The sequence below is a fragment of the Octadecabacter temperatus genome (assembly GCF_001187845.1).
GTDB classification, from domain to species: Bacteria; Pseudomonadota; Alphaproteobacteria; order Rhodobacterales; family Rhodobacteraceae; genus Octadecabacter; species Octadecabacter temperatus.
On record NZ_CP012160.1, the window covers coordinates 1,511,143 to 1,532,262 of the forward strand.

The 21,120-nt window shown below is 54.6% G+C and carries 25 protein-coding genes and 1 pseudogene; 5 read left to right on the forward strand and 21 right to left on the reverse strand.

Annotated features, from left to right (window positions below; genetic code table 11):
* Positions 1-66 precede the first annotated feature (66 nt).
* From OSB_RS07570 to OSB_RS07590, 5 genes and pseudogenes are all read right to left on the reverse strand, one after another.
* Positions 67-1,146: a methyltetrahydrofolate cobalamin methyltransferase gene (locus tag OSB_RS07570; protein WP_049834417.1), complete on the reverse strand. Its 1,080-nt coding sequence runs from the start codon at positions 1,144-1,146 to the stop codon at positions 67-69.
* 302 nt (positions 1,147-1,448) lie between these two features.
* Positions 1,449-2,288 (reverse strand): annotated as a pseudogene (locus OSB_RS16855) (YHYH protein).
* A 108-nt stretch (positions 2,289-2,396) separates the two neighbouring features.
* Complete coding sequence (rpsI, locus tag OSB_RS07580) at positions 2,397-2,897, reverse strand: 30S ribosomal protein S9 (protein WP_049834419.1); 501 nt, start codon at positions 2,895-2,897, stop codon at positions 2,397-2,399.
* Entirely contained in the window at positions 2,897-3,358 is a 462-nt protein-coding gene (gene rplM, locus OSB_RS07585; RefSeq protein ID WP_049834420.1) for a 50S ribosomal protein L13, read from the reverse strand. Before rplM ends, rpsI begins: the two co-directional genes overlap by 1 nt.
* A gap of 146 nt (positions 3,359-3,504) precedes the next feature.
* Positions 3,505-4,905 carry an aminotransferase-like domain-containing protein gene (locus tag OSB_RS07590; RefSeq protein WP_049836091.1) on the reverse strand — a complete coding sequence of 467 codons (1,401 nt, stop codon included), beginning with the start codon at positions 4,903-4,905 and terminating at the stop codon, positions 3,505-3,507.
* 107 nt (positions 4,906-5,012) lie between these two features.
* On the opposite strand from OSB_RS07590, the gene OSB_RS07595 reads away from it, so the two are divergent.
* The gene (locus OSB_RS07595; protein ID WP_049834421.1) at positions 5,013-5,240 is read left to right on the forward strand and encodes a DUF1127 domain-containing protein; all 228 of its coding nucleotides are present in this window, start codon (positions 5,013-5,015) and stop codon (positions 5,238-5,240) included.
* A 54-nt stretch (positions 5,241-5,294) separates the two neighbouring features.
* Here the strand turns inward: OSB_RS07595 and OSB_RS07600 are convergent, their stop codons facing one another.
* Positions 5,295-5,717 (reverse strand): PaaI family thioesterase, encoded by a 423-nt coding sequence (locus tag OSB_RS07600; protein ID WP_049834422.1) that lies wholly within the window; start codon positions 5,715-5,717, stop codon positions 5,295-5,297.
* A gap of 54 nt (positions 5,718-5,771) precedes the next feature.
* Here OSB_RS07600 and OSB_RS07605 point away from each other — a divergent pair, with 54 nt between their 5' ends.
* Entirely contained in the window at positions 5,772-6,557 is a 786-nt protein-coding gene (locus OSB_RS07605) for an enoyl-CoA hydratase (protein WP_074202207.1), read from the forward strand.
* 6 nt (positions 6,558-6,563) lie between these two features.
* Here OSB_RS07605 and OSB_RS07610 read toward each other — a convergent pair whose 3' ends face one another.
* From OSB_RS07610 to OSB_RS07620, 3 genes are all read right to left on the reverse strand, one after another.
* A complete protein-coding gene (locus OSB_RS07610; RefSeq protein ID WP_049834424.1) occupies positions 6,564-8,033 on the reverse strand; it encodes a carboxypeptidase M32 in 1,470 nt (489 codons plus the stop codon).
* A gap of 3 nt (positions 8,034-8,036) precedes the next feature.
* Positions 8,037-9,176: a heme A synthase gene (ctaA, locus tag OSB_RS07615; RefSeq protein ID WP_049834425.1), complete on the reverse strand. Its 1,140-nt coding sequence runs from the start codon at positions 9,174-9,176 to the stop codon at positions 8,037-8,039.
* A gap of 203 nt (positions 9,177-9,379) precedes the next feature.
* Positions 9,380-10,117, reverse strand: a complete 738-nt coding sequence (locus tag OSB_RS07620) for an RNA methyltransferase (RefSeq protein ID WP_049834426.1) — start codon at positions 10,115-10,117, stop codon at positions 9,380-9,382.
* A gap of 93 nt (positions 10,118-10,210) precedes the next feature.
* Here OSB_RS07620 and OSB_RS07625 point away from each other — a divergent pair, with 93 nt between their 5' ends.
* Positions 10,211-10,846: a thiamine phosphate synthase gene (locus tag OSB_RS07625; RefSeq protein WP_082166435.1), complete on the forward strand. Its 636-nt coding sequence runs from the start codon at positions 10,211-10,213 to the stop codon at positions 10,844-10,846.
* Here OSB_RS07625 and olsA read toward each other — a convergent pair.
* Genes olsA through OSB_RS07640 form a run of 3 tightly spaced genes read right to left on the reverse strand, consistent with a single transcriptional unit; the run spans position 10,832 to position 12,653 of the window.
* Positions 10,832-11,650, reverse strand: a complete 819-nt coding sequence (gene olsA, locus OSB_RS07630) for a lyso-ornithine lipid O-acyltransferase (RefSeq protein ID WP_049834427.1) — start codon at positions 11,648-11,650, stop codon at positions 10,832-10,834. The two genes, OSB_RS07625 and olsA, sit on opposite strands and share 15 nt — an antisense overlap.
* Positions 11,647-12,432: an L-ornithine N(alpha)-acyltransferase gene (olsB, locus tag OSB_RS07635; protein WP_234967362.1), complete on the reverse strand. Its 786-nt coding sequence runs from the start codon at positions 12,430-12,432 to the stop codon at positions 11,647-11,649. Before olsB ends, olsA begins: the two co-directional genes overlap by 4 nt.
* 41 nt (positions 12,433-12,473) lie before the next feature.
* Positions 12,474-12,653: a DUF3553 domain-containing protein gene (locus OSB_RS07640; protein WP_049834428.1), complete on the reverse strand. Its 180-nt coding sequence runs from the start codon at positions 12,651-12,653 to the stop codon at positions 12,474-12,476.
* Positions 12,654-12,669: 16 nt separating this feature from the next.
* On the opposite strand from OSB_RS07640, the gene OSB_RS07645 reads away from it, so the two are divergent.
* Positions 12,670-13,257 (forward strand): histidine phosphotransferase family protein, encoded by a 588-nt coding sequence (locus OSB_RS07645; protein ID WP_244882153.1) that lies wholly within the window; start codon positions 12,670-12,672, stop codon positions 13,255-13,257.
* On the opposite strand, the gene OSB_RS07650 is transcribed toward OSB_RS07645, so the two are convergent.
* The 8 genes from OSB_RS07650 to rplU form a co-directional block, all read right to left on the reverse strand.
* The gene (locus OSB_RS07650) at positions 13,254-14,504 is read right to left on the reverse strand and encodes a glutamate-5-semialdehyde dehydrogenase (RefSeq protein WP_049834430.1); all 1,251 of its coding nucleotides are present in this window, start codon (positions 14,502-14,504) and stop codon (positions 13,254-13,256) included. The two genes, OSB_RS07645 and OSB_RS07650, sit on opposite strands and share 4 nt — an antisense overlap.
* Positions 14,504-15,607 carry a glutamate 5-kinase gene (gene proB / locus OSB_RS07655; protein ID WP_049834431.1) on the reverse strand — a complete coding sequence of 368 codons (1,104 nt, stop codon included), beginning with the start codon at positions 15,605-15,607 and terminating at the stop codon, positions 14,504-14,506. Before proB ends, OSB_RS07650 begins: the two co-directional genes overlap by 1 nt.
* Positions 15,595-16,629 (reverse strand): GTPase ObgE, encoded by a 1,035-nt coding sequence (gene obgE / locus OSB_RS07660; RefSeq protein ID WP_049834432.1) that lies wholly within the window; start codon positions 16,627-16,629, stop codon positions 15,595-15,597. The genes proB and obgE overlap by 13 nt, the downstream gene beginning before the upstream one ends.
* A gap of 54 nt (positions 16,630-16,683) precedes the next feature.
* A complete protein-coding gene (locus OSB_RS07665; protein WP_049834433.1) occupies positions 16,684-17,250 on the reverse strand; it encodes a GNAT family N-acetyltransferase in 567 nt (188 codons plus the stop codon).
* The gene (locus OSB_RS07670; protein WP_049834434.1) at positions 17,247-17,852 is read right to left on the reverse strand and encodes a LysE family translocator; all 606 of its coding nucleotides are present in this window, start codon (positions 17,850-17,852) and stop codon (positions 17,247-17,249) included. The genes OSB_RS07665 and OSB_RS07670 overlap by 4 nt, the downstream gene beginning before the upstream one ends.
* Complete coding sequence (locus OSB_RS07675) at positions 17,849-18,337, reverse strand: GNAT family N-acetyltransferase (protein WP_082166436.1); 489 nt, start codon at positions 18,335-18,337, stop codon at positions 17,849-17,851. Before OSB_RS07675 ends, OSB_RS07670 begins: the two co-directional genes overlap by 4 nt.
* 85 nt (positions 18,338-18,422) lie before the next feature.
* A complete protein-coding gene (gene rpmA / locus OSB_RS07680; protein WP_049834436.1) occupies positions 18,423-18,692 on the reverse strand; it encodes a 50S ribosomal protein L27 in 270 nt (89 codons plus the stop codon).
* A gap of 12 nt (positions 18,693-18,704) precedes the next feature.
* Positions 18,705-19,451 carry a 50S ribosomal protein L21 gene (gene rplU, locus OSB_RS07685; RefSeq protein WP_049834437.1) on the reverse strand — a complete coding sequence of 249 codons (747 nt, stop codon included), beginning with the start codon at positions 19,449-19,451 and terminating at the stop codon, positions 18,705-18,707.
* A gap of 185 nt (positions 19,452-19,636) precedes the next feature.
* On the opposite strand from rplU, the gene OSB_RS07690 reads away from it, so the two are divergent.
* Positions 19,637-19,987 carry a hypothetical protein gene (locus OSB_RS07690; protein ID WP_049834438.1) on the forward strand — a complete coding sequence of 117 codons (351 nt, stop codon included), beginning with the start codon at positions 19,637-19,639 and terminating at the stop codon, positions 19,985-19,987.
* 237 nt (positions 19,988-20,224) lie between these two features.
* On the opposite strand, the gene OSB_RS07695 is transcribed toward OSB_RS07690, so the two are convergent.
* Positions 20,225-21,046, reverse strand: a complete 822-nt coding sequence (locus OSB_RS07695) for a DUF2059 domain-containing protein (RefSeq protein ID WP_049834439.1) — start codon at positions 21,044-21,046, stop codon at positions 20,225-20,227.
* Positions 21,047-21,120: the final 74 nt, after the last annotated feature.

A 21,120-nucleotide genomic window follows, 5' to 3' on the forward strand; every position in this document is an offset into this window, starting at 1 on the left:
GACGCCGAAACGCAAAACGCCCGCGCAATATGGCGGGCGTTCTACATTAATAGGATCGAGTTGGGGTTACCCGCGGCGACGGCCACCTTTGCGCCCTGCCCGACCGCGACCTTCTTGGCCGGCTTTCGGGGCTTCGCGGTTCATGGAAATCCAAGCCGCACCGCCTTCGTCATTGTTGGTCAGGAAGTTGGCCGCACGAATGGCTTCCATTTCCTTACCCGCACGTGGCTTAGTTGAACCCATGCCGAACAGCGTCACGAAGGTTTCGTCATCAATACCTTCTGGCAGGATGATGCCAGCCGCTTCGATCTCGGCCTTCTTTTCACCGATCTTTTTGGGACCAATCGGTAGCGCCACAGGGTTCATGATCGCGGATGTCATCCCAGCGGCCATCGCCATCGGCAGGAATGCGTTGTTGATGCCGTGGCGGTTCGGCAGACCAAAACTAATGTTGGATGCGCCACATGTCGTGTTGACGCCCAGTTCTTCGCGCAAACGGCGCACAAGCGTGAACACCTGCAAACCCGCCGTTCCCATCGCGCCAATCGGCATGACCAGTGGATCAACCACGATGTCATGGGCTGGAATGCCGAAATCAGCGGCACGTTCCACGATCTTCTTAGCCACGGCAAAGCGCACGTCAGGGTCTTCAGAAATACCCGTGTCATCATTGGAAATCGCGACAACCGGCACGTTGTATTTCTTCACAAGCGGCAAAACTAGTTCCATACGTTCTTCTTCGCCCGTGACGGAGTTCAACAGTGGACGGCCTTCAGCAGCAGCCAACCCGTTTTCCAACGCACCCGGAACCGAGCTGTCGATGCACAATGGGGTATCCACAATCGCCTGAACGCGCTTCACCAGTTCTTCCATCAAAGCAGGCTCAACGAAGTTGTTGTCCGCATAGCGCGGATCTTCGGCCATTTTGTTAGAGAACACAGCGCCAGAGTTGATGTCGAGCACAGTTGCACCCGCCATTGTCTGCGCAATCGCATCCGCTTCAACACGGCTGAAATCACCCGCTTCAAGTTCTTCATTCAGGATTTTGCGACCCGTCGGGTTAATACGCTCTCCAATAACGCAGAACGGCTCATCAAAGCCCATAACGGCGGTCTTGGTTTTGGATTCGATAACAGTGCGGGTCATACTGGCCTCTCCGTAAGAATGTTATATCCGAACCCTAGAGCGCATTTGCTTGAAGTACGGCGTACATGCGACATAGCCAGCCCCAGCCGCGACGTCACCCCGAATAGTATTCATTAAAATGATGAGGAACTGGCTGAAGTTCTATGCGTCGAAGGTCGACAAAATGGCAGAGGATCTGCTCTGCGGGTGAAGCGGGCATTCGTGAAATGGGAATGAACGTCTGTATCGTCCGTACTTTTCCATTGATGATCGAGAATCATGTCGGAAAGCCACCACGTCGATTCAAGTAGCAATTGCGCTGATCAGTTCCGCGTCATGAACCTTGGGTTAACTTGCCCCACGAAACAACGGGGGAAGTATGGGTAGGTGTCCGTCGCAAAGTAGGTATAGACACCATTCACTTGCGCTCCATTGCATTCGTCAAGCGTTCCGCTGCCAGCGATGTATTCAAAGTCCTGCTCGAAGGTGCCGTCATAGGTTCCTTGGGGAGGAGACGGACGGGTACCTGACCTCTACTGCCACGAGGACGTTGCCGTGGATGGGCTATACTTGATCTCGAATCCGTCCGGTGCGTAACCGATTAATGTGCCATTCTGCGAGGCCAGCAGGTCACTTGAAACGCTGTGGTAATGATACAGACCGGATCGATCAACATGGGCGTTTTGATCGTCCATGCCCAAACTGCGAGGGTTGTGCATCGCCTGTTGACGCCAACCGCTTGACGGGTCTTGGCTGAACCCGCGCCGTCCATCGGGGTCATAATAACCAGCGGTATACGGTCGGATCGGGAAACCCGTGACAGATACGCCAACGGTCATCAAATCACGCGTGACCGTGTCGGCCATGCTAGGCGCTGTCGGAAAGCAGAAAGTCAAATCCTGAATCCGAAATGCATTTGGATTGGCGCGATTAGGAAAAGTTCCCATGTCGTGATCTGGTGCCCCATTTGATGAAATGCACGTCACGTCCCCGTTCACTTCTGTATGCGTAACGTTCTCATGAGCAACTGCGGCTGATGAAGTTGCAATCATGAAGATTGTTGCAACGCGTAGAGCTGGCATGGGATTCCTCCTAATGTTTACCTTAGGCCTTGTACGGAGATATCGTAGGGTTCCGTCGAAAAAGTCGTTTCCGCATTGCATTGGGGATTGAAGCAGGAATTCTAAGTGGACATTCGCTGCAAGCACACTCTCCCAACGAAAAAGGGCGCGCCCTGTGGCACGCCCTTCCCCAAAATGTAATTCCAGAGCTTAACGCTTAGAGAACTGGAAGCTCTTACGGGCTTTTGCTTTACCGTACTTCTTACGTTCAACAACACGGCTATCGCGTGTGATGAAGCCGGCCGCCTTAAGCGCTGCACGGTGTGTAGGGTCAAACAATTGAAGCGCCTTGGAGATGCCGTGCTTAACCGCACCAGCTTGACCAGACAGACCGCCGCCTTTGACTGTCGCCATAACGTCGAACTGGCCAACAGTCGCAGTTACTTCGAATGGCTGCAGCAAGATCATGCGCAGAACTGGACGCGCGAAGTATGTTTCCTGCTCACGGCCGTTGATGATGACTTTACCGGAACCTGGCTTGATCCAAACGCGTGCGATCGCATCTTTACGCTTACCAGTCGCATAAGAACGACCGAGGGCGTCTTTGACGACTTCGCGTTGGATCGTTGTGATCTCAGGTGCCGCGTCGACAGTTTCGATGCTGTCAGCAACTTGGCCCAGCTCTTCGAGGGAGTTTACTTGATCAGCCATTATGAAGTCCTCGTGTTTTTCTTGTTCATGGATGCAACATCCAGAACTTCCGGCTTTTGGGCTTCCATGCCGTGCTCAGCACCAGCGAACACACGCAAGTGTGTCATCTGAACGCGAGACAAACGGTTGCCAGGCAACATGCGCTTTACAGCTTGCATGACAACACGCTCAGGGTGCTTGCCTTCGAGGATTTCACCAGTTGTACGGGACTTGATGCCGCCAACAGTGCCTGTGTGCCAGTAGTTTGGCTTGTCACGCTTGTTACCAGTCAACTGGATCTTGTCCGCGTTGATTACGATAACGTTGTCGCCCATATCCATGTGCGGTGTGAACGTTGCTTTGTGCTTGCCGCGCAAGCGCATGGCGATAATGGAAGCAAGACGGCCCAGTACAACGCCTTCAGCGTCAACGAGGATCCATTTCTTCTCAATATCCGCCGGAGTAGCAGAAAAGGTTTTCATCGGTCATTCCTAAGTATTTGGGCCACGCATGTAGCCCGTCATTCGATTGGGGCGTTATACGCGGTTAGAAAACACGGTCAAGCGGTGTGAAGTTACATTAGTTAAACGATTTCAATGCATTATAAATTAGGTATTATAATACCCCATCAATTATCAATCCGCCCCTGCGGAGTACTAAGCAAATCATCAATCGTTTGAACCGCTTCCTGAAACAACGTGTCAGACACACAGGTTCCAATTGCTAGCCGAACTGCGTTTGGCGCACGGCCACTGGGTAATGCAAACTCGTCAGCAGCTTTAACAAGCACCCCGCGTTGTTCGCACGCAGCCACAAAACTTGAGGCGCGCCAACCTAGCGGAAGCGACAGCCAAAGAAACGGCGCTTCCTCGCGCCATTTAATGTCCCAACTGCCCAGCTTATTCACAGCATAGCGCACACGTGCCGTCACCGCAGCCGTGACATCAATCCGAACTTTTGCAGCGACGCCTGAGGTAATCAGCTTAGTGCACAGGTCCGTAATCGGTTGGGACACGCCATAATGTGCACTTTGTGCGACTTGGCGGACCACGGCCCCCTGCCCAGCAGGTGCAACAACGAACCCGAACCGCAACGCGCCAGTTACGGATTTTGTCAGCGAAGAGACGTAGAAGCTTTGTTCAGGTAAGATCGCGCGGTAGTTTGGGATGTCAGTGTGAAGCGGCCCGTAACAGTCATCCTCAATGATCATAAGGTTTAGGGACCGCGCGACCTCAGCAATGGTTTTCTTGCGCCTTAGGGACGTCTGTGTCGTTGTTGGGCTGTGAACTTCTGCGGATGTAACCAGAACCTGCCCGCCGTGCTCGCGGTAGGCCTGCGCCAACGCTTCTGGAATGATCCCCTCATCATCCATAGCTACGCCAACGACCTTGGCACGCAACAAGCGTGCAGCATGGCGAACCCCTGGATAAGCGAGATCTTCAGTTAAAATAACTGGTGCTGGCCCGCTGAGGATGGAAAAGAGAGCCATGATCGTTGCATTCTGTGCGCCGTTGGCAAGTACAATGTCATTCGCATCGAACGCGCCCAAGTCCACATTCGAAAGCCAACCAACAACGGCGTTGCGCGCCTCAAGGTCAGTTTCCTCAGTTGGGTAATTGATGTGGCGGCGGCGGTGGGATGATGCGACTTCCATCAGGGCGGCATCGATCAGACGGCCCTGCCCGACGTCTGGAACGCGGCTGCTGCGAAAGTCAGCAAAGGTTTCATCGACGGTATTGATCAGGGGGACATCCTGCGCTGGGGCTTTACGCACCTGTCCGGCAACGAATGTACCGCGTCCGACCTCGGCGCGCAGACGGCCTTCATCGGTCAGCAAGCTATAGGCCCGCGCAACCGTGCCCGGCGTTACGCCGATTTGGTAGGCCAGTTCGCGTACTGGTGGTAATTTCGCGTCCGGTTCCAACTGTCCGGTGGTAACAGCAACACGGATCGCCTCAGCCAATGCTTTGTACTTAGATCGACCGCTATCTTTCAGGTCTGGTAGCCACTTTGTATCAGGTACAATCATTCTGTTTACCGCCATGGAATCGTTTTGTATCAACATTACACGGCACAATGCCCAATTGTATTGATACAATCAACACAAAACACCCTATGACATAAAGGAGCATCCCCATGTCACCCGCACTTCACGCGACACAATTGCATATCCTCCACAGCGCACACAGCCTTCCGCTTGTTGCTCGTTGGTCAGTTGCATTCGCAGTGACGGTGACGAAATGGGATAACAATCGCCGCAGCCGAACGCAGTTGAAACGGCTGCCTGCGCATTTGCTCCACGACATCGGTTTGGACCGCGTCACCGCACGTACCGAAGCGTCCAAACCCTTCTGGCAAGACTGAACTCTTGTAACTTCCTGACTGGGCCGGTGACGCGCAATCGTCATCGGCCCTTTTTTATGAACTTGGCGGGATGGAATAGGTCAGCGACGCCCGCGCAACGGGTTTATCTGGAGACCCTTCTGTAAATATCCGCCCTTCGCAAACAGCCAAAGCGCGCCCCAGCTTTAGCAGTTCCATCCGGCATAGCAGACGGCCCGGTTGCGGTTTGCGCATGAAATCTATGGAACAATTGGTTGTAACAGCCAATCCAACGGGCCCCAAGACAGACAAGATGCAGAAATAGGCGCAGACATCGGCCAGCGCGAACATGCTTGGCCCTGAGACTGTCCCACCAGGGCGCAAATGCTTTTCTGAAGCAGATAAAGCCATCGTAACAAATGGCGGCGCGACCTCTACAAATTCGAAATCATCCGCGACTTGCGGAAAGTCGCGTTCTAAAAACGCCTGCAGCGCAACCGCATCCATCTTCATTTCCATAGCCAAACGCCCCCTCACCCCATAGACTTGCCTGACACTAAGCGGAGACACAAGTTGCCCCATCTGAACAGAACTGATCATAGCGGCGTGGCCCATATCGAAATGACCGCGCCAGAACGTTTAAACGCGCTCAGCGACGGTATGATCGCCGCCCTTCAGGCTGAATTTGACGGGCTGATGGATGACACAGATACCCGCGTTGTTATCCTGTCCGGTGCGGGCAAGGCGTTCTGTGCTGGGCATGATCTTCGTGAAATGCAGGCCGCACGACAGGCCGCTGATGGCGGCGCGGCTGCCCTTGGCGATCTGTTCAATCGCTGCGCAAAGATGATGCAAACGATCCAGAAGCTGCCCCAGCCGGTCATTGCGCAAACTCACGGCATTGCCACGGCTGCAGGGTGTCAGTTGGTCGCGACCTGTGATCTTGCGGTGTCTGCTGACACCTGCAAATTCGGCGTGAATGGTGTGAATATCGGGTTGTTCTGTTCAACGCCAATGGTGGCCCTCACTCGCAACATTCCGCGCAAACAAGCGTTCGAAATGCTGACGACTGGGCGCTTTATTGACGCGGTTGAGGCCCAGACCCTTGGCCTGATCAACAAATCAGTTCCTGCAGAACAACTGGCCCAAGCAACGCGCGATATGGCAGAAACCATCGCCAACAAACTTCCCATCGCCGTCAAAACCGGCAAACAGGCCTTCTATGAGCAATCACAGATGAGCACCGCAGACGCCTACACCTACACAGGTGCGCGCATGGTTGAAAATATGCTCGACGCCAACACCAATGAGGGCATCAACGCTTTCCTAGAAAAGCGCGATCCCAACTGGTCGAACTAGTTTGACTTACAGCCCGTAGATGCCGCTAAATTTCTCTTCAAGATAGCTCAACAGCGGCGCTTCGGACGGTTCAAACTCACAGGCCTTCGCAATCACTTCACGTGGCGCATAAAGCCCACCATGCGTTTGAACATTCTCACGCAACCAACGGGTCGCATGGGACGTATCCCCACGTGCCAGCGCCGCATCCACATCTGGAACGCCCTTTCGCATCGCTTCGTTCAGACAGCCTGCATAAACGTTGCCCAGTGAATAGGTCGGGAAGTATCCGAACAACCCAACAGACCAATGCACATCCTGCAAAACGCCGTTGCTCGCCTTATCAACGGCAAAGCCAAAGTCAGCCTCAAACCGCTCATTCCATGCAGCCTCAAGGTCATCCACTTCGATGTCACCGGACACCAGCGCGCGTTCCAGATCAAACCGCAAAAGCACATGCAGATTGTACTGAACCTCATCAGCCTCGGTGCGGATATAGCCATTCTCAACGCGGTTCACGGTCGCGTAGAACGCATCTTCATCGGCAATCCCGAAATCGCCAAACGCATCGCGCATTTGACCAAATAGCCAGCCCGTAAACGCACGGCCGCGCCCGATTTGGTTCTCATAAATCCGGCTTTGGCTTTCATGTACACCCATGGACACACCCTGCCCCAGTGGCGTCAGCAGATAGTCGGGGTCGATATTTTGTTCATAGCACGCGTGACCGACCTCATGGATCGTTGAATAGATGCAGTTGAAAGGATCGGTTTCAGACGTGCGCGTCGTGATACGCACATCTAGGCCCGAACCGCTTGAAAACGGATGCACCGCCTTATCAACACGCCCTTTGGACATGTCATAGCCAAACGTCTTGGCGATTTGACGGCTCAGCTTCATCTGAGCGCTTTCATCAAATTTACCTTGCAGCGCGGCTGGCGCTTCAGCGGCCAAAATGCTTTCACGCAACGCCACCAAACGCGGGCGCAAGGCATCAAACATCGCGCTCAACTCAGCCGCAGTCGCGCCTTGTTCATAGTCATCAAGCATGGCGTCATAGACATCGCCGCCTGCAGACAGCGCCGCACCTTCTTCGCGCTTAAGGGAAACAACCTCTTTCAATACAGGTGCAAAGGCCGCGAAATCATCCGCTTCGCGCGCCTCGGCCCACTTACCCTGCGCTTGGGATGTCACCCGCGCAATCTCGGATGCCAGTGCCGCTGGCACTTTGCTCGCCCGCTCGTAGGATCGCTTGATGTCGCGCACTTGTGCGGCTTCAACCTCGCCAGAGGTTTCAGCCTCAGCCAGCCAATCCGCCACCCGCGGGTCGGTGCGCCGCGCATGCAACACACCTTCCATCGCGGCCATTTCGGCACCACGCTGGGGTGCGGCATCCCGCGGCATCATGGTTTCCTGATCCCAACCCAAACGACCCGCCACTTGGCCCAAGGCTTCCGTGTCGCGTTGAAACGCCATTAAATCATCATATGCAGTCATGGCTCAGGTTCCTCGAATGGATTGTGTCAGGGGATACCGCGCCAAATAGCGCGCCCTTAGAATTGCGACCCACAAAAGGACCGCCATGAATTGGTGAACGATCGCGATGTGCACCGGCGCAGAATAGAGCGCTGTGAAAATGCCGATGACCATTTGCAGCGCCAGCACTGCAAACACCACATTGAAACCAAAGCGCGTGTGCCCGTTGGCCGACTTGCGCCCGCGCAGCCAAACGACAACGCCAAAGGCAAACAGCAAATAGCCAGACATGCGGTGTATAAACTGGACCAAGCCCGCATCTTCAAAGAAATTGCGCCAGATCGGGGAAATCTGGAACGGATCAGGCGGGAAAAATCCATCCCCCATCAACGGCCACGTCGGAAACGCGCGCCCTGCATCGATCCCGGCAACTAGTGCGCCAAGCAGGATTTGCAGGAACGCAAAATGCATAAGCCCAGTGGACATCGAAAACAGCTTGGCCTCGCCATTTCGGCGCGCTTGCATCAAATCCGCTTCACGACGTCCAAGTAAAAACACAAACCATGCAATGAACCCAAGGATCACAAACGCGAGCCCCAGATGGATCGCCAAACGGTACGACGCCACATCCAGCATGCCCGCTTGCAGGCCAGAATGAACCATCCACCAGCCAATTGCGCCCTGCAGCCCACCAAGTGCGCCAACAAGAACCAAACGCCCGGTCCACCCGACCGGAATTTGCTTTCGCAAAAGAAAGTAAAAGAAGCCCAACGCCCAAACGACGCCAATAAAACGCCCCAGCTGACGATGCCCCCATTCCCACCAGTAAATTGTCTTAAACTCACCCAGTGACATGCCGGCATTCTGTTCAATGTACTCGGGAATCTGCTTATAGGCCTCAAACTCGGCTTCCCACGCCTCAACACTCATTGGTGGTACAGACCCGGAAATCGGCGCCCATTCCGTAATCGATAACCCTGAATCCGTCAGCCGCGTCAGTCCACCTACTGCGATCATCACGACCACCAGCGCAAACAACACCATCAACCAAACTCGGATCGCGCCGCGAGCACCCTTCCCGCCAGCGTCAATCCCACCTGGGGCTGCCACGGGCTTTTGTACGTCATTCACATCTTCAAAAATACTGCGCGGCTTGGTAGCCATATCGAACCTCAAACTTGCTTTGGGTGAACCTATGCCGCCCCTCGTGCATGGGCAAGCCAAAGCCAACACCGCAATGTTCATAAACGCTCACATTGTCTTTGTTTCATAAATATCCCGGGGGGATCGCGCAGCGATGGGGGCTGGCCCCCTCTTTCTTAAGCGCACTGCAGGTGCGTGCCCCGCCCGCCGCAGGCGCAAAAGCTTCAGCTTTTCCCACGCAACAACTGGCGCAACACACCATGAAGCATCTGAACATCGGCGCGCGTCATTGGCATACGGCTCCAAAGATTGCGAAGGTTCACCTTCATATTCTCCGCCTTATGCTCTGGATAAAAGAACCCAGCCTCTTCAAGACGCTCTTCGTAATGGCGCGCCAAGGCTTCGGTGTCGCGCTGATCAGCGATTTGTGTCGTCTGACCCTGCACCACAACATCCTCAATCTCACCTGCTGCACGTCGCCATTCATACCCCACAAGCAAAACGCACTGCGCAAGGTTGAGGGACGGAAACTCAGGGTTCACCGGCACCGTGATAATTGCATTCGCGTGTGCAATATCGGCGTTTTCCATCCCAGATCGTTCAGGCCCAAACATCACGGCGACCTTCTCACCCCGCGCAATCCGCGCGGCTGCATCTTTCATAGCCGCTTCGGGTGAAAACACCGGCTTGGTCAGCTCACGCGGACGTGCCGTTGTGGCATACACATATGTTCGGTCTGCAATCCCGCTTGCCACGTCTTCAGACACCTCAGCCTCGTCCAACAAACGCCCCGCACCTGACGCCATTGCGTCTGCCGCTGGGTTCGGCCAGCCATCGCGCGGCGCGACAATACGCATCCGGTCCAACCCGAAATTCCACATCGCACGGGCCGCCGCACCAATGTTCTCGCCCATCTGCGGGCGGATCAAAACAAAGCTCGGCTGTGGGGCGTCGGTGGGCATGGTTGTCTCCTAATTTGCCGCTGAGGTAGCGCACCCCTATTCAATACGCAATGTGGACGCTATAGCGAGGCCACCATTACAAAGGCCACACGCATGACTGACGACATCATCGAAGAAAAGCAGACACCACAGATATACCTGATAACCCCGTCTGAATTCGAACTTTCCACCTATCCTGACCTTCTTGCCGCTTGCTTGGACAAGGTCGAAGTGGGCTGTGTGCGTCTTTCGCTTGGCTCAAAGGACGAAGCACGCATCGCAAAAGCTGCTGATGCCCTGCGCGAAGTCACCCATGCCCGCGACGTGGCTTTGGTCATCGATAGCCATGTGATGTTGGTCGAACCGCACGGATTGGACGGTGTGCACCTTGATGACGCGGCCCGCACGATCAAAGCGGTTCGCAAAGAGTTGGGCGATGACGCGATCATTGGCACCAACTGCTACGCATCCCGCCACAACGGCATGACGGCTTGTGAACTTGGCGCGGATTACATCAGCTTCGGCCCTGTTGGTGACACAGCACTCGGCAACAGCGAAAAAGCCGAGCTTGAACTGTTCCAGTGGTGGTCTGAAATGATCGAAGTGCCAGTTGTCGCTGAAGGCGCACTGTCTCTCGAGCTTATACGCACGCTGTCACCACACACCGATTTCTTTGGCCTTTGCGATGAAGTTTGGAAAACAGATGATCCAGCTGAAACGCTTGCGACGCTCGCCTCAGCTATGATCTGAATGACCAGCGCGCACCACGTTCTCAAGGTGTGCTGCTAGTGCTTTCCGGTTCTCAAAATCTGCGATCTTTACTGGATCATGATACACGACTGTAACGCCGCCCTGCGGTGATTGCGCTAGTGTTGCCAGTAAATGCGTGCCGAAATCCATGTCGCCCCACCATCCATAATGACGTGGGTCCACGCCTTTGGGTGCTTGGTAAATGACGGATACCGGCTGAATCGCCAATGTTTCTCGTAATGCATCATCAAAGAACGCAGCGAACAGCGTAGGTTTGAACGGCAAAACCAATTGCCCATCCGTTGATGTCCCTTCTGGGAAGAACAGCAACTTATGCCCGTGTCCGAGACGTTCGCGGAAGACACCGACCTGCGCGTTCGCTTGTGAACGGTCTCGGGCGATGAAAACAGTCCCCGTTGCCCGTGCCAGCCAGCCAATCCCGGGCCACGCGGCGACTTCGGCTTTACTTACGAAATATATGCGCTTTGCCGCGTTCAGCGCGAAAATGTCCAGCCAAGACGAATGGTTCGCCACAACCGCACCCGCCCCCGCCATTGGCGTGCCGACGCGCGTATACTTGATCCCCATCAACACAAAGGAGCTGCGACAAACGAATTGCGTGATGTAGGGCGTCACAGGGCGACCCTGCCCGAACAACGGTCTTTCAATCAAACGCACGAGAAGCAGCAACACCAGACACCCAAACACAAGGATCGCCAATGCAAGTCCACGCAGCACAACACGAAACCAACCAGCTGGCGTTACCTTATGCGTTGGCGGCAGGTCATCCGACGTCCATGTCATCGCGTGCCTCCATAGAGTGATGCCTGCTTGGGCGTCATGCGGGCCAGATCAAGGATAAGGCAGACATCCGTGGTGTTAAACGCATGATCGACAAACACACCGTCCCCAATGAAACCGCCCAACCGCAGATAGGCCTTTATCAACGCTGGCACATTGCGCATGGCGGCAACGCGATCCGTAACAGGCTCGTTGTTTAAATGTGGTTTCAACTTTGACGTCACCCGAATGTCTTTAGGTGCAAGATAGTTTTGATGCAGCAACGAAAGCGATGGCGCCAACGCGTCTAAATCGGTGCCGTGAAAACTCGCCACCCCAAACAAGATTTCTACTTTGCGCTCCTTGACGATCTCAGCCAGTGCTTGCCACAGATACGACATCCCCGCGCCACCGCGGTAATCAGCGTGCAAACAAGAACGACCCAATTCCATGACGGTGCGGCCAGATTGCGTAAGTGGTGATAAATCAAACTCGGTTTCTGAATAGAACTGCCCAGCGTTGCTCGCACCTTCGCGGCCCAACAAACGGTAAACGCCCACGATCTGATCATCCGGTGCACGCGCCAGATCGATCAACAACAACTGTTCTGCATGTGCATCAAAAACATCACGTTCCAGCGCCTGCGCATGATCGACAAGCGGGCCGTCCGCGCCCATTTCTTCAACGAAAATCTTATAACGCAACGCCTGCGCACCACGGATATCTGCCGCAGTCCGCGCAAGCCGCGTCTCAAACAGAGGTGCGCCGTTAACCATTCGGTCACTTAATTCAGCAAGTTTACTCATCGCGAAAACCTAGTTCGCCCTTTACACCTATGACGGGAGCGTTAACCATATGACACAACCACTAATCCAACCTGCGCTTCGTCGATTACAACTTTGCCGGCCTCTTGAAAGTTCACAGTCACCTTTCCGCCAATAGCGGATTGGACTTGCCCTAAACCCCAATCCGGCTGGCCCGGATGTTTCACGATCATACCAGGTTCAAATAAAGACGGCCCTGTCATCTATCGGAGCTCCATGTTGTCCAACTTTAACGCCCTAATCGGCTCTCGTATCTGTCATGACCTAATTAACCCATTGGGCGCGATCGGCAACGGCATTGAACTACTCGGCCTGTCAGGTGTTGCCGACAGCCCCGAAATGGCGCTGGTCACTGAAAGCGTTCAAAACGCAGCAGCGAAGGTTCGGTTTCTGCGTTTGGCGTTCGGGGATGCCACGGCTGACCAAGTCGTCGCGCGCAGCGAAATCCTGTCGATCCTAGACGAAGTTTCCAACGGTGGGCGCCTTAGTTATTCTTGGAACGTCCCAATTGATCCCCCGCGCCTCGATGTGCGTGTCGCGCTGTTATCAGCGATGTGTGTCGAAACGGCATTGCCATTGGGTGGCGATGTTCAGATCACGCATGATGACACCAACTGGACCATTCAAGCAAAACACGACCGCCTGAACCTCGATCCAGACCTCTGGGCTCCGCTTAGCAAAGGGGAAAACTCGCATACGCTGACGGCCGCACAGGTTCACTTCGGCCTCCTGCCCCAAATGGCAGCAGAAGCTAGACGCACGCTTTCGTTTTCTCACGGCAGTGACTGGGTTGCGATCCAGTTTTAAACGCGGACAGTCCCGTCACCGACAACCAGATACTTAAAGCTTGTCAGTTGCGCCGCCCCAACTGGGCCTCGTGCATGCATTTTGCCAGTCGCAATCCCAATTTCTGCGCCCATTCCAAACTCACCACCATCGGCAAACTGTGTTGAGGCATTGCGCATCAGGATTGCTGAATCGAGGCGTGCAAAGAATTGGTCCGCCGCGTCATCGTTCTCGGTCAAAATGCAATCGGTATGATTGGACCCGAACGTTTGGATATGTGAGATGGCTTCGTCAATGTTATCAACGGTTTTCGCGGCGATCTTCATGTCGAGGAATTCCATCCCCCAATCATCACCCGTCGCCACACTGGACCCGTTCAAACCCTGCGCATGCACATCGACACCCGCTGCCATCAGATCATCCACGATTTCTTGGCCAAGTGCGGCAGCATCTTTGTGCACCAGCAAACATTCCGCCGCGCCACAAATCCCAGTGCGTCGCGTCTTTGCGTTCAACACCACAGCCCGCGCCTTTTCAGCGTCGACGTCTTTGTCGATGTAAATGTGAACGATGCCTTCAAGATGCGCGAAAACGGGCACGCGGGCCTCTTTCTGCACAAGTCCCACCAGCCCCTTGCCGCCACGGGGCACAATCACATCAATGGTGTCAGTCATCGTCAGCATTTCACGCACCGCAGCACGGTCGCGCGTTGGAACCAACTGCACGGCGTCATGAGGCAAACCAGCAGAGCGAAGCCCGCTTTGAAGCGCCGCGTGAATCGCGCCGGAACTGTGAAAACTTTCGGAACCACCACGCAAGATCACCGCATTGCCCGCTTTCAGGCAAAGCGCCCCAGCGTCAGCAGTCACGTTCGGGCGGCTTTCATAGATCACGCCGATCACGCCAAGTGGCGTGCGAACGCGACGGATGTTCAGGCCCGTTGGCTGCGTCCATTCTTCCATAACAGCGCCAACAGGATCGTCCTGCGCTGCAACGGTGCGAAGCCCGTCGACCATCCCTTGAATGCGAGTTTCATCCAGCATCAACCGATCCAACATTGCTGGGCTAAGGCCCTTGTCGCGGCCAAATTCCATGTCTTTGGCGTTGGCTTCGATGATGTCAGAACGCGCAGCCCAGACTGCATCCGCCGCATCCATGAGCGCCTTGGTCTTGGCTTCTGCTGTGGCGCTTGCAAGGGCTTTAGCAGCGGCTTTCGCGCGCTCACCGATGTCCGCCATCAAAGCAGGAATGTTCATATCGTCCGTCATCAGATCACCATATCGTCGCGATGGATAAACACACCGCGTCCCTTATATCCTAGTTCTTTAGCGATATCCCGGCTTTGCATGCCTTTGATCACCACAGTCTCTGCGCTCGAGTAACGCGCCAGTCCAAGGCCCAAATGCTGCCCATCAGCCGTTACAATCGCAACCGCATCCCCACGTTGATAGTCGCCCGAGCTTGCGACAATGCCAATCGGCAACAGCGACTTACCTGACATCAAAGCCGCGCCAGCGCCTGCATCCACGGTAACTTCGCCGTGGGGTTTCATCGCTGCGATCCAGCCTTTACGTGCCGCTTGCGGGTTAGTTTGCGCATTAAACCACGTGCATTTTCCGCCTTCTTCAAGCGTTTTCAACGGGTTTAATGGCGTTCCTAATGTGATCGCCATTTGACAACCTGCACCTGTCGCAAGCTTTGCCGCCATCACCTTTGTCTTCATGCCACCTTTAGAAAGCCCAGAACCGGCGTCACCGGCTTGCCGTTCAATATCGCAGGTAATTTCTTCAATAACTTCATAGTGCTGTGCATCTTTGTTGATGTGAGGATTATCGGAATAGAACCCGTCAACGTCACTCAGCAAAACCAAACAATCCGCACCAACCGTCACTGCGACTTGCGCGGCAAGTCTGTCATTGTCGCCATATCTGATTTCATCGGTCGCAACGGTGTCATTCTCGTTCACGATCGGCGTTACGCCCAGGCCCAGCAAAGTTTCCATCGTTGCACGTGAATTCAGGTAACGGCGGCGGTTTTCGCTGTCTTCAAGCGTCACCAAGACTTGTGCCGTTGTAATGCCATGCGGCGCGAGCGCTTCTTCGTAAGCGCGTGCCAAGCGGATTTGACCCACTGCGGCGGCGGCCTGTGATTGTTCTAACGCAAGTTCGGTGCGTGGCAGCCCAAGCACGCCCCGCCCCAAAGCAATTGATCCAGAGGACACCAAGATCACATCCGTTCCACGCGCACGGATCGCGGCCACGTCCGTCGCAAGCGAACGCAACCAATCAGAGCGCAGCCCTGATTTTTGGTCCACGAGCAAGGCAGACCCAATCTTTACGACCAGACGTTTTGCTTCTTTTAGGGACGCCAAGGCGCTTCCTCCTCAGGTGCGTTTTGGCGCTCCTTATCGGCATCGATTTCGACCTTTAGGGCGCGCAACACGTCAACGGTGCCTTCACCCGTGGCACCAGACATCAACATCACATCAACGCCTGTTCCGGCCTTGATCTCATCCACGATGAACTGGCGTTCTTCTTCGTCCAGCGTGTCGATCTTGTTCAGAACCGTCACACGTGGCTTGTCGGCAAGGTGGCCGCCGTAGGCTTCAAGCTCGGCAATAATCGTTTTGTAATCGCCAACCGGATCACCGGATGTTCCGTCAATCAGGTGTAAAAGCACTGAATTGCGCTCAACATGGCCGAGGAAAAGCTGACCAAGGCCTTTGCCGTCACTAGCGCCCTCAATCAAACCAGGAATGTCCGCGATAACAAATTCGGTATTATCGACGCCAACAACGCCAAGGTTCGGCACCAGCGTCGTAAACGGATAATCTGCAATTTTAGGACGTGCGTTGGATGTCGCTGCGAGGAACGTGGATTTACCAGCATTCGGCAGACCCAAAAGACCAGCGTCAGCGATCAACTTCAGACGCAGCCATATCGTACGCTCAATCCCGTCTTGCCCAGGGTTGGAACGACGTGGCGCTTGGTTGGTTGCGGACTTGAAGTGCAGGTTACCCCAGCCGCCATTGCCGCCCTTTGCAAGCACAACGCGTTGACCCGTTTCTGCAAGATCAACAATGACCGTTTCTTGGTCCTCATCCATGATCTCGGTCCCCGTTGGAACCTTTAGAACAATGTCATTGCCATCCGCACCCGTACGTTGCTGACCTTTACCGGCCTCTCCGTTTTTGGCAAAGAAATGCTGCTGATAACGAAAGTCGATCAACGTGTTGAGGTTATCAACGGCCTCAACGATGACGCTGCCGCCCTTGCCGCCGTCACCACCGTTCGGACCGCCATATTCGATGTGTTTCTCACGCCGAAACGAAATACAGCCACCGCCGCCGCTGCCGGAGCGGATATAGACTTTACACAGGTCGAGGAAGTTCATCAGTTCAGGCTTTCTAACAGGTTAACTGGGCGATACGCGAAAGTCGCGTCACGCTCAAGCGGGCTTGCCCATCTTGCGGGCATAGGTCCACGTAGGTGTCACCATATTGCGCGCAACGGAAAACGTTTCGGCGTCACCAAGGTAGGCAAATCCGGCGTTTGTCAGGATACGGGCAGAGCTGGGGTTGTCTTGAAACACCTCAGCATAGATATCAACGGCCCCTTGCGGGTTGGCGGACAGGATTGCTTCAACGGCTTCAGTGGCAATACCCGTGTTCCAGAACGCGGGAGCGACCCAGTAACGCAACTCGGATTGGTTGCGATCTAGACGCGACATTTTGATTACGCCCATGACTTCAGCGTGTTCATTCGCAGATCCGTCAATCGCCCAAAAATCCTCTGTGCGCTCAGGATCGTGCGCACGGGTCAGCATGTTCGTGATGTATTCAGGTGGCAAAGGATGCGGGATCACCCGGGTCATTTTTGCGACTCGCTCGTCGGACAAATACCGCTCAAGTAAGCCTGCGTCGGACGCCACAATCGGGCGCAACGCGAAGCGTGCTGCGTGAATCACTGGTTGAGTGGTCTCGATATCGTCTGAAATCCGGCTTTCGGAATTCATTGGCCGCCTCCTGCAAATAATGCGTAAACAACTGACGCGACAGTAAGTGCCGCAAGCGTCCACATCAGGTATTTTTCCCCCGGTGTTCCGGCCAAACTTACCGCGATCCGCTGTCCCGCATAGGTCCAAATCGGATGCAGTATCATTTGCAGTCCCAACAAACAGATGGCGATGGATGCCGTTGCTTGCAAGGGGGGTGTTCCGGTGCTCACGAAGGTCGTGAACCCAGTCGTGATCATCGCCCATGCCTTAGGATTCAAGGGATGAACGATTAAGCCTGCAAAGAAACCATGGGGCTGGCCTTCAGCCTCACCCGCCTTCAAGCGCATGTTCGCCACGCGGTACGCAAGCCATAAAATATAGGCGATCGACACCCATTTCAGAGCCTCAAATAGCATCGGATAGTCGTCCTGTACCGCCATAAGTCCAAAACCAAGCGGCCAGATGATCAACTGCTTACCAAGGGCAACGCCCGCAACAAACGGCAAGGCACGACGCAGCCCAAATCGTGCGCCCGTTGCCAGTAAAACCATGTTCGCTGGACCGGGTGTGCCGACTTGGGACGTAGCAAACGTTAGGAATGGAAGGACAGCAAGGCTCATGATCGCGCCTCCCATCCTGCGCGGGTCAAAATCATCTTTTGATTATTCAGCGTGGCCTCGCGTGCAGGGCAAAAATGCCTGTCGATCGTGGTATCCTGAAACCCAAGTGAAACTAGAACGCCGCGCGACCGTTCATTTCCAACGAAATGACCGCTTTCCAGATCCGCATCTGAGGTCTCAAAGTGATCAGCGACAAGCGCAACGGCGGCTTCTTTCATATAACCACGCCCCCAACGGTCCGGCGCAAGGTAGTACCCAAGCTCACTGCGCAAAGATATGCATCCGCAGACACCTGTATCGTCAGCGATGAAATACACGTCTTCATCGTGAGCCATGCCAATAAAGGCTTCAGCATCCTCCAACGTGTATGGGAACGGTGGGTTCGTAAGCCACTTTGCGACCTCAACATCCTGAAGGATGCGCGTAATGGCTGGCGCGTCGCCCATCTTAGGGGCGCGTAGCGTTAGTCTCTCTGTTGAAATCATCACGCCCTCCCAAGCCTGAACACAAATACGAAAAAGGGGCCGGTTTGCACCGACCCCTTCAAATTCTTTAAAACCTAAGGTTCGGTTACTCAGCTGCCTCCGCGAGCGGTGCAACAGAAATAAAGGTGCGGCCTTTGAAGCCTTTGCGGAAGGTCACGTTGCCTTCAACGACTGCGAAGATCGTGTGATCTTTGCCTTCGCCAACGCCAGTACCCGGCCACCACTTATTGCCACGCTGACGTGCAATGATGTTGCCTGGGATAACGGACTCGCCGCCGTACTTTTTGATGCCAAGGCGGCGACCAGCTGAGTCGCGACCGTTACGGGATGAGCCGCCTGCTTTTTTATGTGCCATTGGTGTCTCTCCTTAACCTTTAGCGAATTCTGCGGCTTGCTTCAGCCACTCATCGCGGTCGATACGACCTTTGAAGTTCAGTTTGTCGTCCATATCAGCGATGTCCGCTGGGGTCCATGCTGCGATCTGAGCGAAAGTTGTGACGTCGAGGTCGTGAAGCTTTTTCACGATAACCGGACCAACACCGCTGATGCGTGTGAGGTCGTCTGCGCCGTCAGTTTTCGCAGCAGCTTTTTTAGGCGCGGCTTTCTTAGGTGCAGCTTTTTCAGCAGCAGGCTTAGCGGCCTTTGGTGCGGCTTTCTTTGCAGCCGCTTTCTTAGGCTGGGATGCGCGGGCAGCAGCAGCTTCAGCTTTCTTGGACGACGGTGCGCCCTTGTTAGCAGCACGTTCGATCATGTCAGCAGACATGAAGCCAGAACCGTTCAGCGCAGCTTTAACGCCGGACTTGTCGGCACCCTTTTCAAGGATGTCTGTGATGCGAACGAGTGTCAGTTGCTGACGGTGGCCCTTCGTACGCTTGGAAGAGTGCTTCCGGCGGCGCTTAACGAAGTTAATCGTCTTTTCGCCTTTGATCTGGTCGATCACTTCGGCCTGCACGCCAGCGTCTTTAACGAGGGGCGCGCCCACGTTGTTACCAACCATCAGAATTTCGTTGAATTGAACAGTTTCGCCAGCTTCCGCAGCGACTTTTTCGACACGCAGTACATCGCCAGATTCGACTCGGTACTGTTTGCCACCGGTTTTGAGAACCGCAAACATATCGTTTTCCTTTTCAATCGCGTCTCTGGGGTCCCTTATTTCTAAGGCGTTCATTGCTTTCGCAACCCGTAAACAGCGCGCCCATCTTGGGGCGAGTTTTCGCTTAGCCCGAACAAATACCTTGCTCGGATGGCGGCTTATCGGTCCAACTGCGCATCAAGTCAACCCAATTGGTCAGGTTCAACATGCGCAAATTCACCTTTGTTTTCTTAACGCTCCTCGCTGCGTGTAGCAATGAAGCGAACCACGTGGGCAACCCACTGCTGTTGCCCCTGAATGCGCTCGGCACGAGCCTTGGGAATGCGGTTTACAATGAACGCCGCGGCAAGGTCGAAGTCTTCGTTAAAACCAACCACCCTGCCCTCATCGCCGACATCCAGCGTGGCGGCGGTGATATCCTGACCCAAGCGTTTGAGATTGCCGACGTCCCCAAACCCATCCGTGCACCGCATACTTTGCAGTTACAATCCGACTTGGCGCTCTACTCGAACAACTACGAGGCTTTGATTGTGGCGATTATGGTGGTGTCAGGGTAACGCAGTTTTCTTATGCTGCGAATGTCGAATTTGAGCCCAAAGCAGAAGTGTCAAAAACGTGCCGCCAAGGCCCGCAGCGTGACAATTCTACGAGAGTGAGAGATCCAGTGCTGCCACCTTTTCCCACGAAAATGCAGCAACAGTGCAGCAACAGGCATACCGTGTGCGCGAAGCGATGCTACGTCAACGAAGTGGAAGCAGTGAACGGCCGATTTCTCCCTCAGAGCCGTCCTATCTTCACAACTCTTGCATCGTCATCTCGTTCGCAGCCGCACGACCCAAGGATCGGCTAATCCCAGTGAACAAGCGATCAAAGCTGTCAAACATCGTGCGGTTGATCACACCACCTGCCTCTGTTTGCGAGAACGCAATATAGGCTTCAAGGTCCGCATCATCTAGCGGCTGATACGCCATGAACAAGAACGAATTTATCCATTCCGTAGTGCTGAGCCTGATCTCGGGCTCTTGGCTCCAGACATCCGTTAGGATTTGATCTTCCGTGAGGGCCCCATCAAACGCGCCCCCATCCACCAGCCCTGCATAAAACGCGAGGTTGGAATTCAGCGCACCTTCAACGTTGGTTTCAATCAGGTTGTTGATGTCAACAAATTCGACAACCTGCATCATCCGTGGGTTTTCATCTGCGAGTCCAATAACGGCCGCGTCTTTAGCCGCGTCTTCGACGGCATCATCCAGCAATGCGCGGCGCGCACTCACCTCAAGACCGATAATCATTTGCCCCTGTTCAGAGCCAAAAAAATCAAGGATCGGCGTCAGGTCTTCCCCCTCAAGGGAAGCTCCAAAGTCCGCGCGGACCATCCCTTCCATGACTTCGTAGTCATAGATGCGTTCCACGGTCGCGGCCCACTCAGCCGTTGGCGCGCCAGCAAAAAGGTCCTGCCCGATGGTGTCGCCGTAACTTACACCTTCTTCGCGCATAATCGAGATGATGTCAGGCAACATCAACAGGTCGAACAATTCGTTCGTCTCGCTTTGTTGTGCCACTGCGGGCATGGCAAAAGTGATGGCGGTAGCCAGTGTCGCGAAACGCATAAACATAAGGGGCCTCTTTGCTGCTCTAATAATAGGAATAGGTGCGTGGCGCAGCATTTCCAAGACCCGTTCGCAAAGTG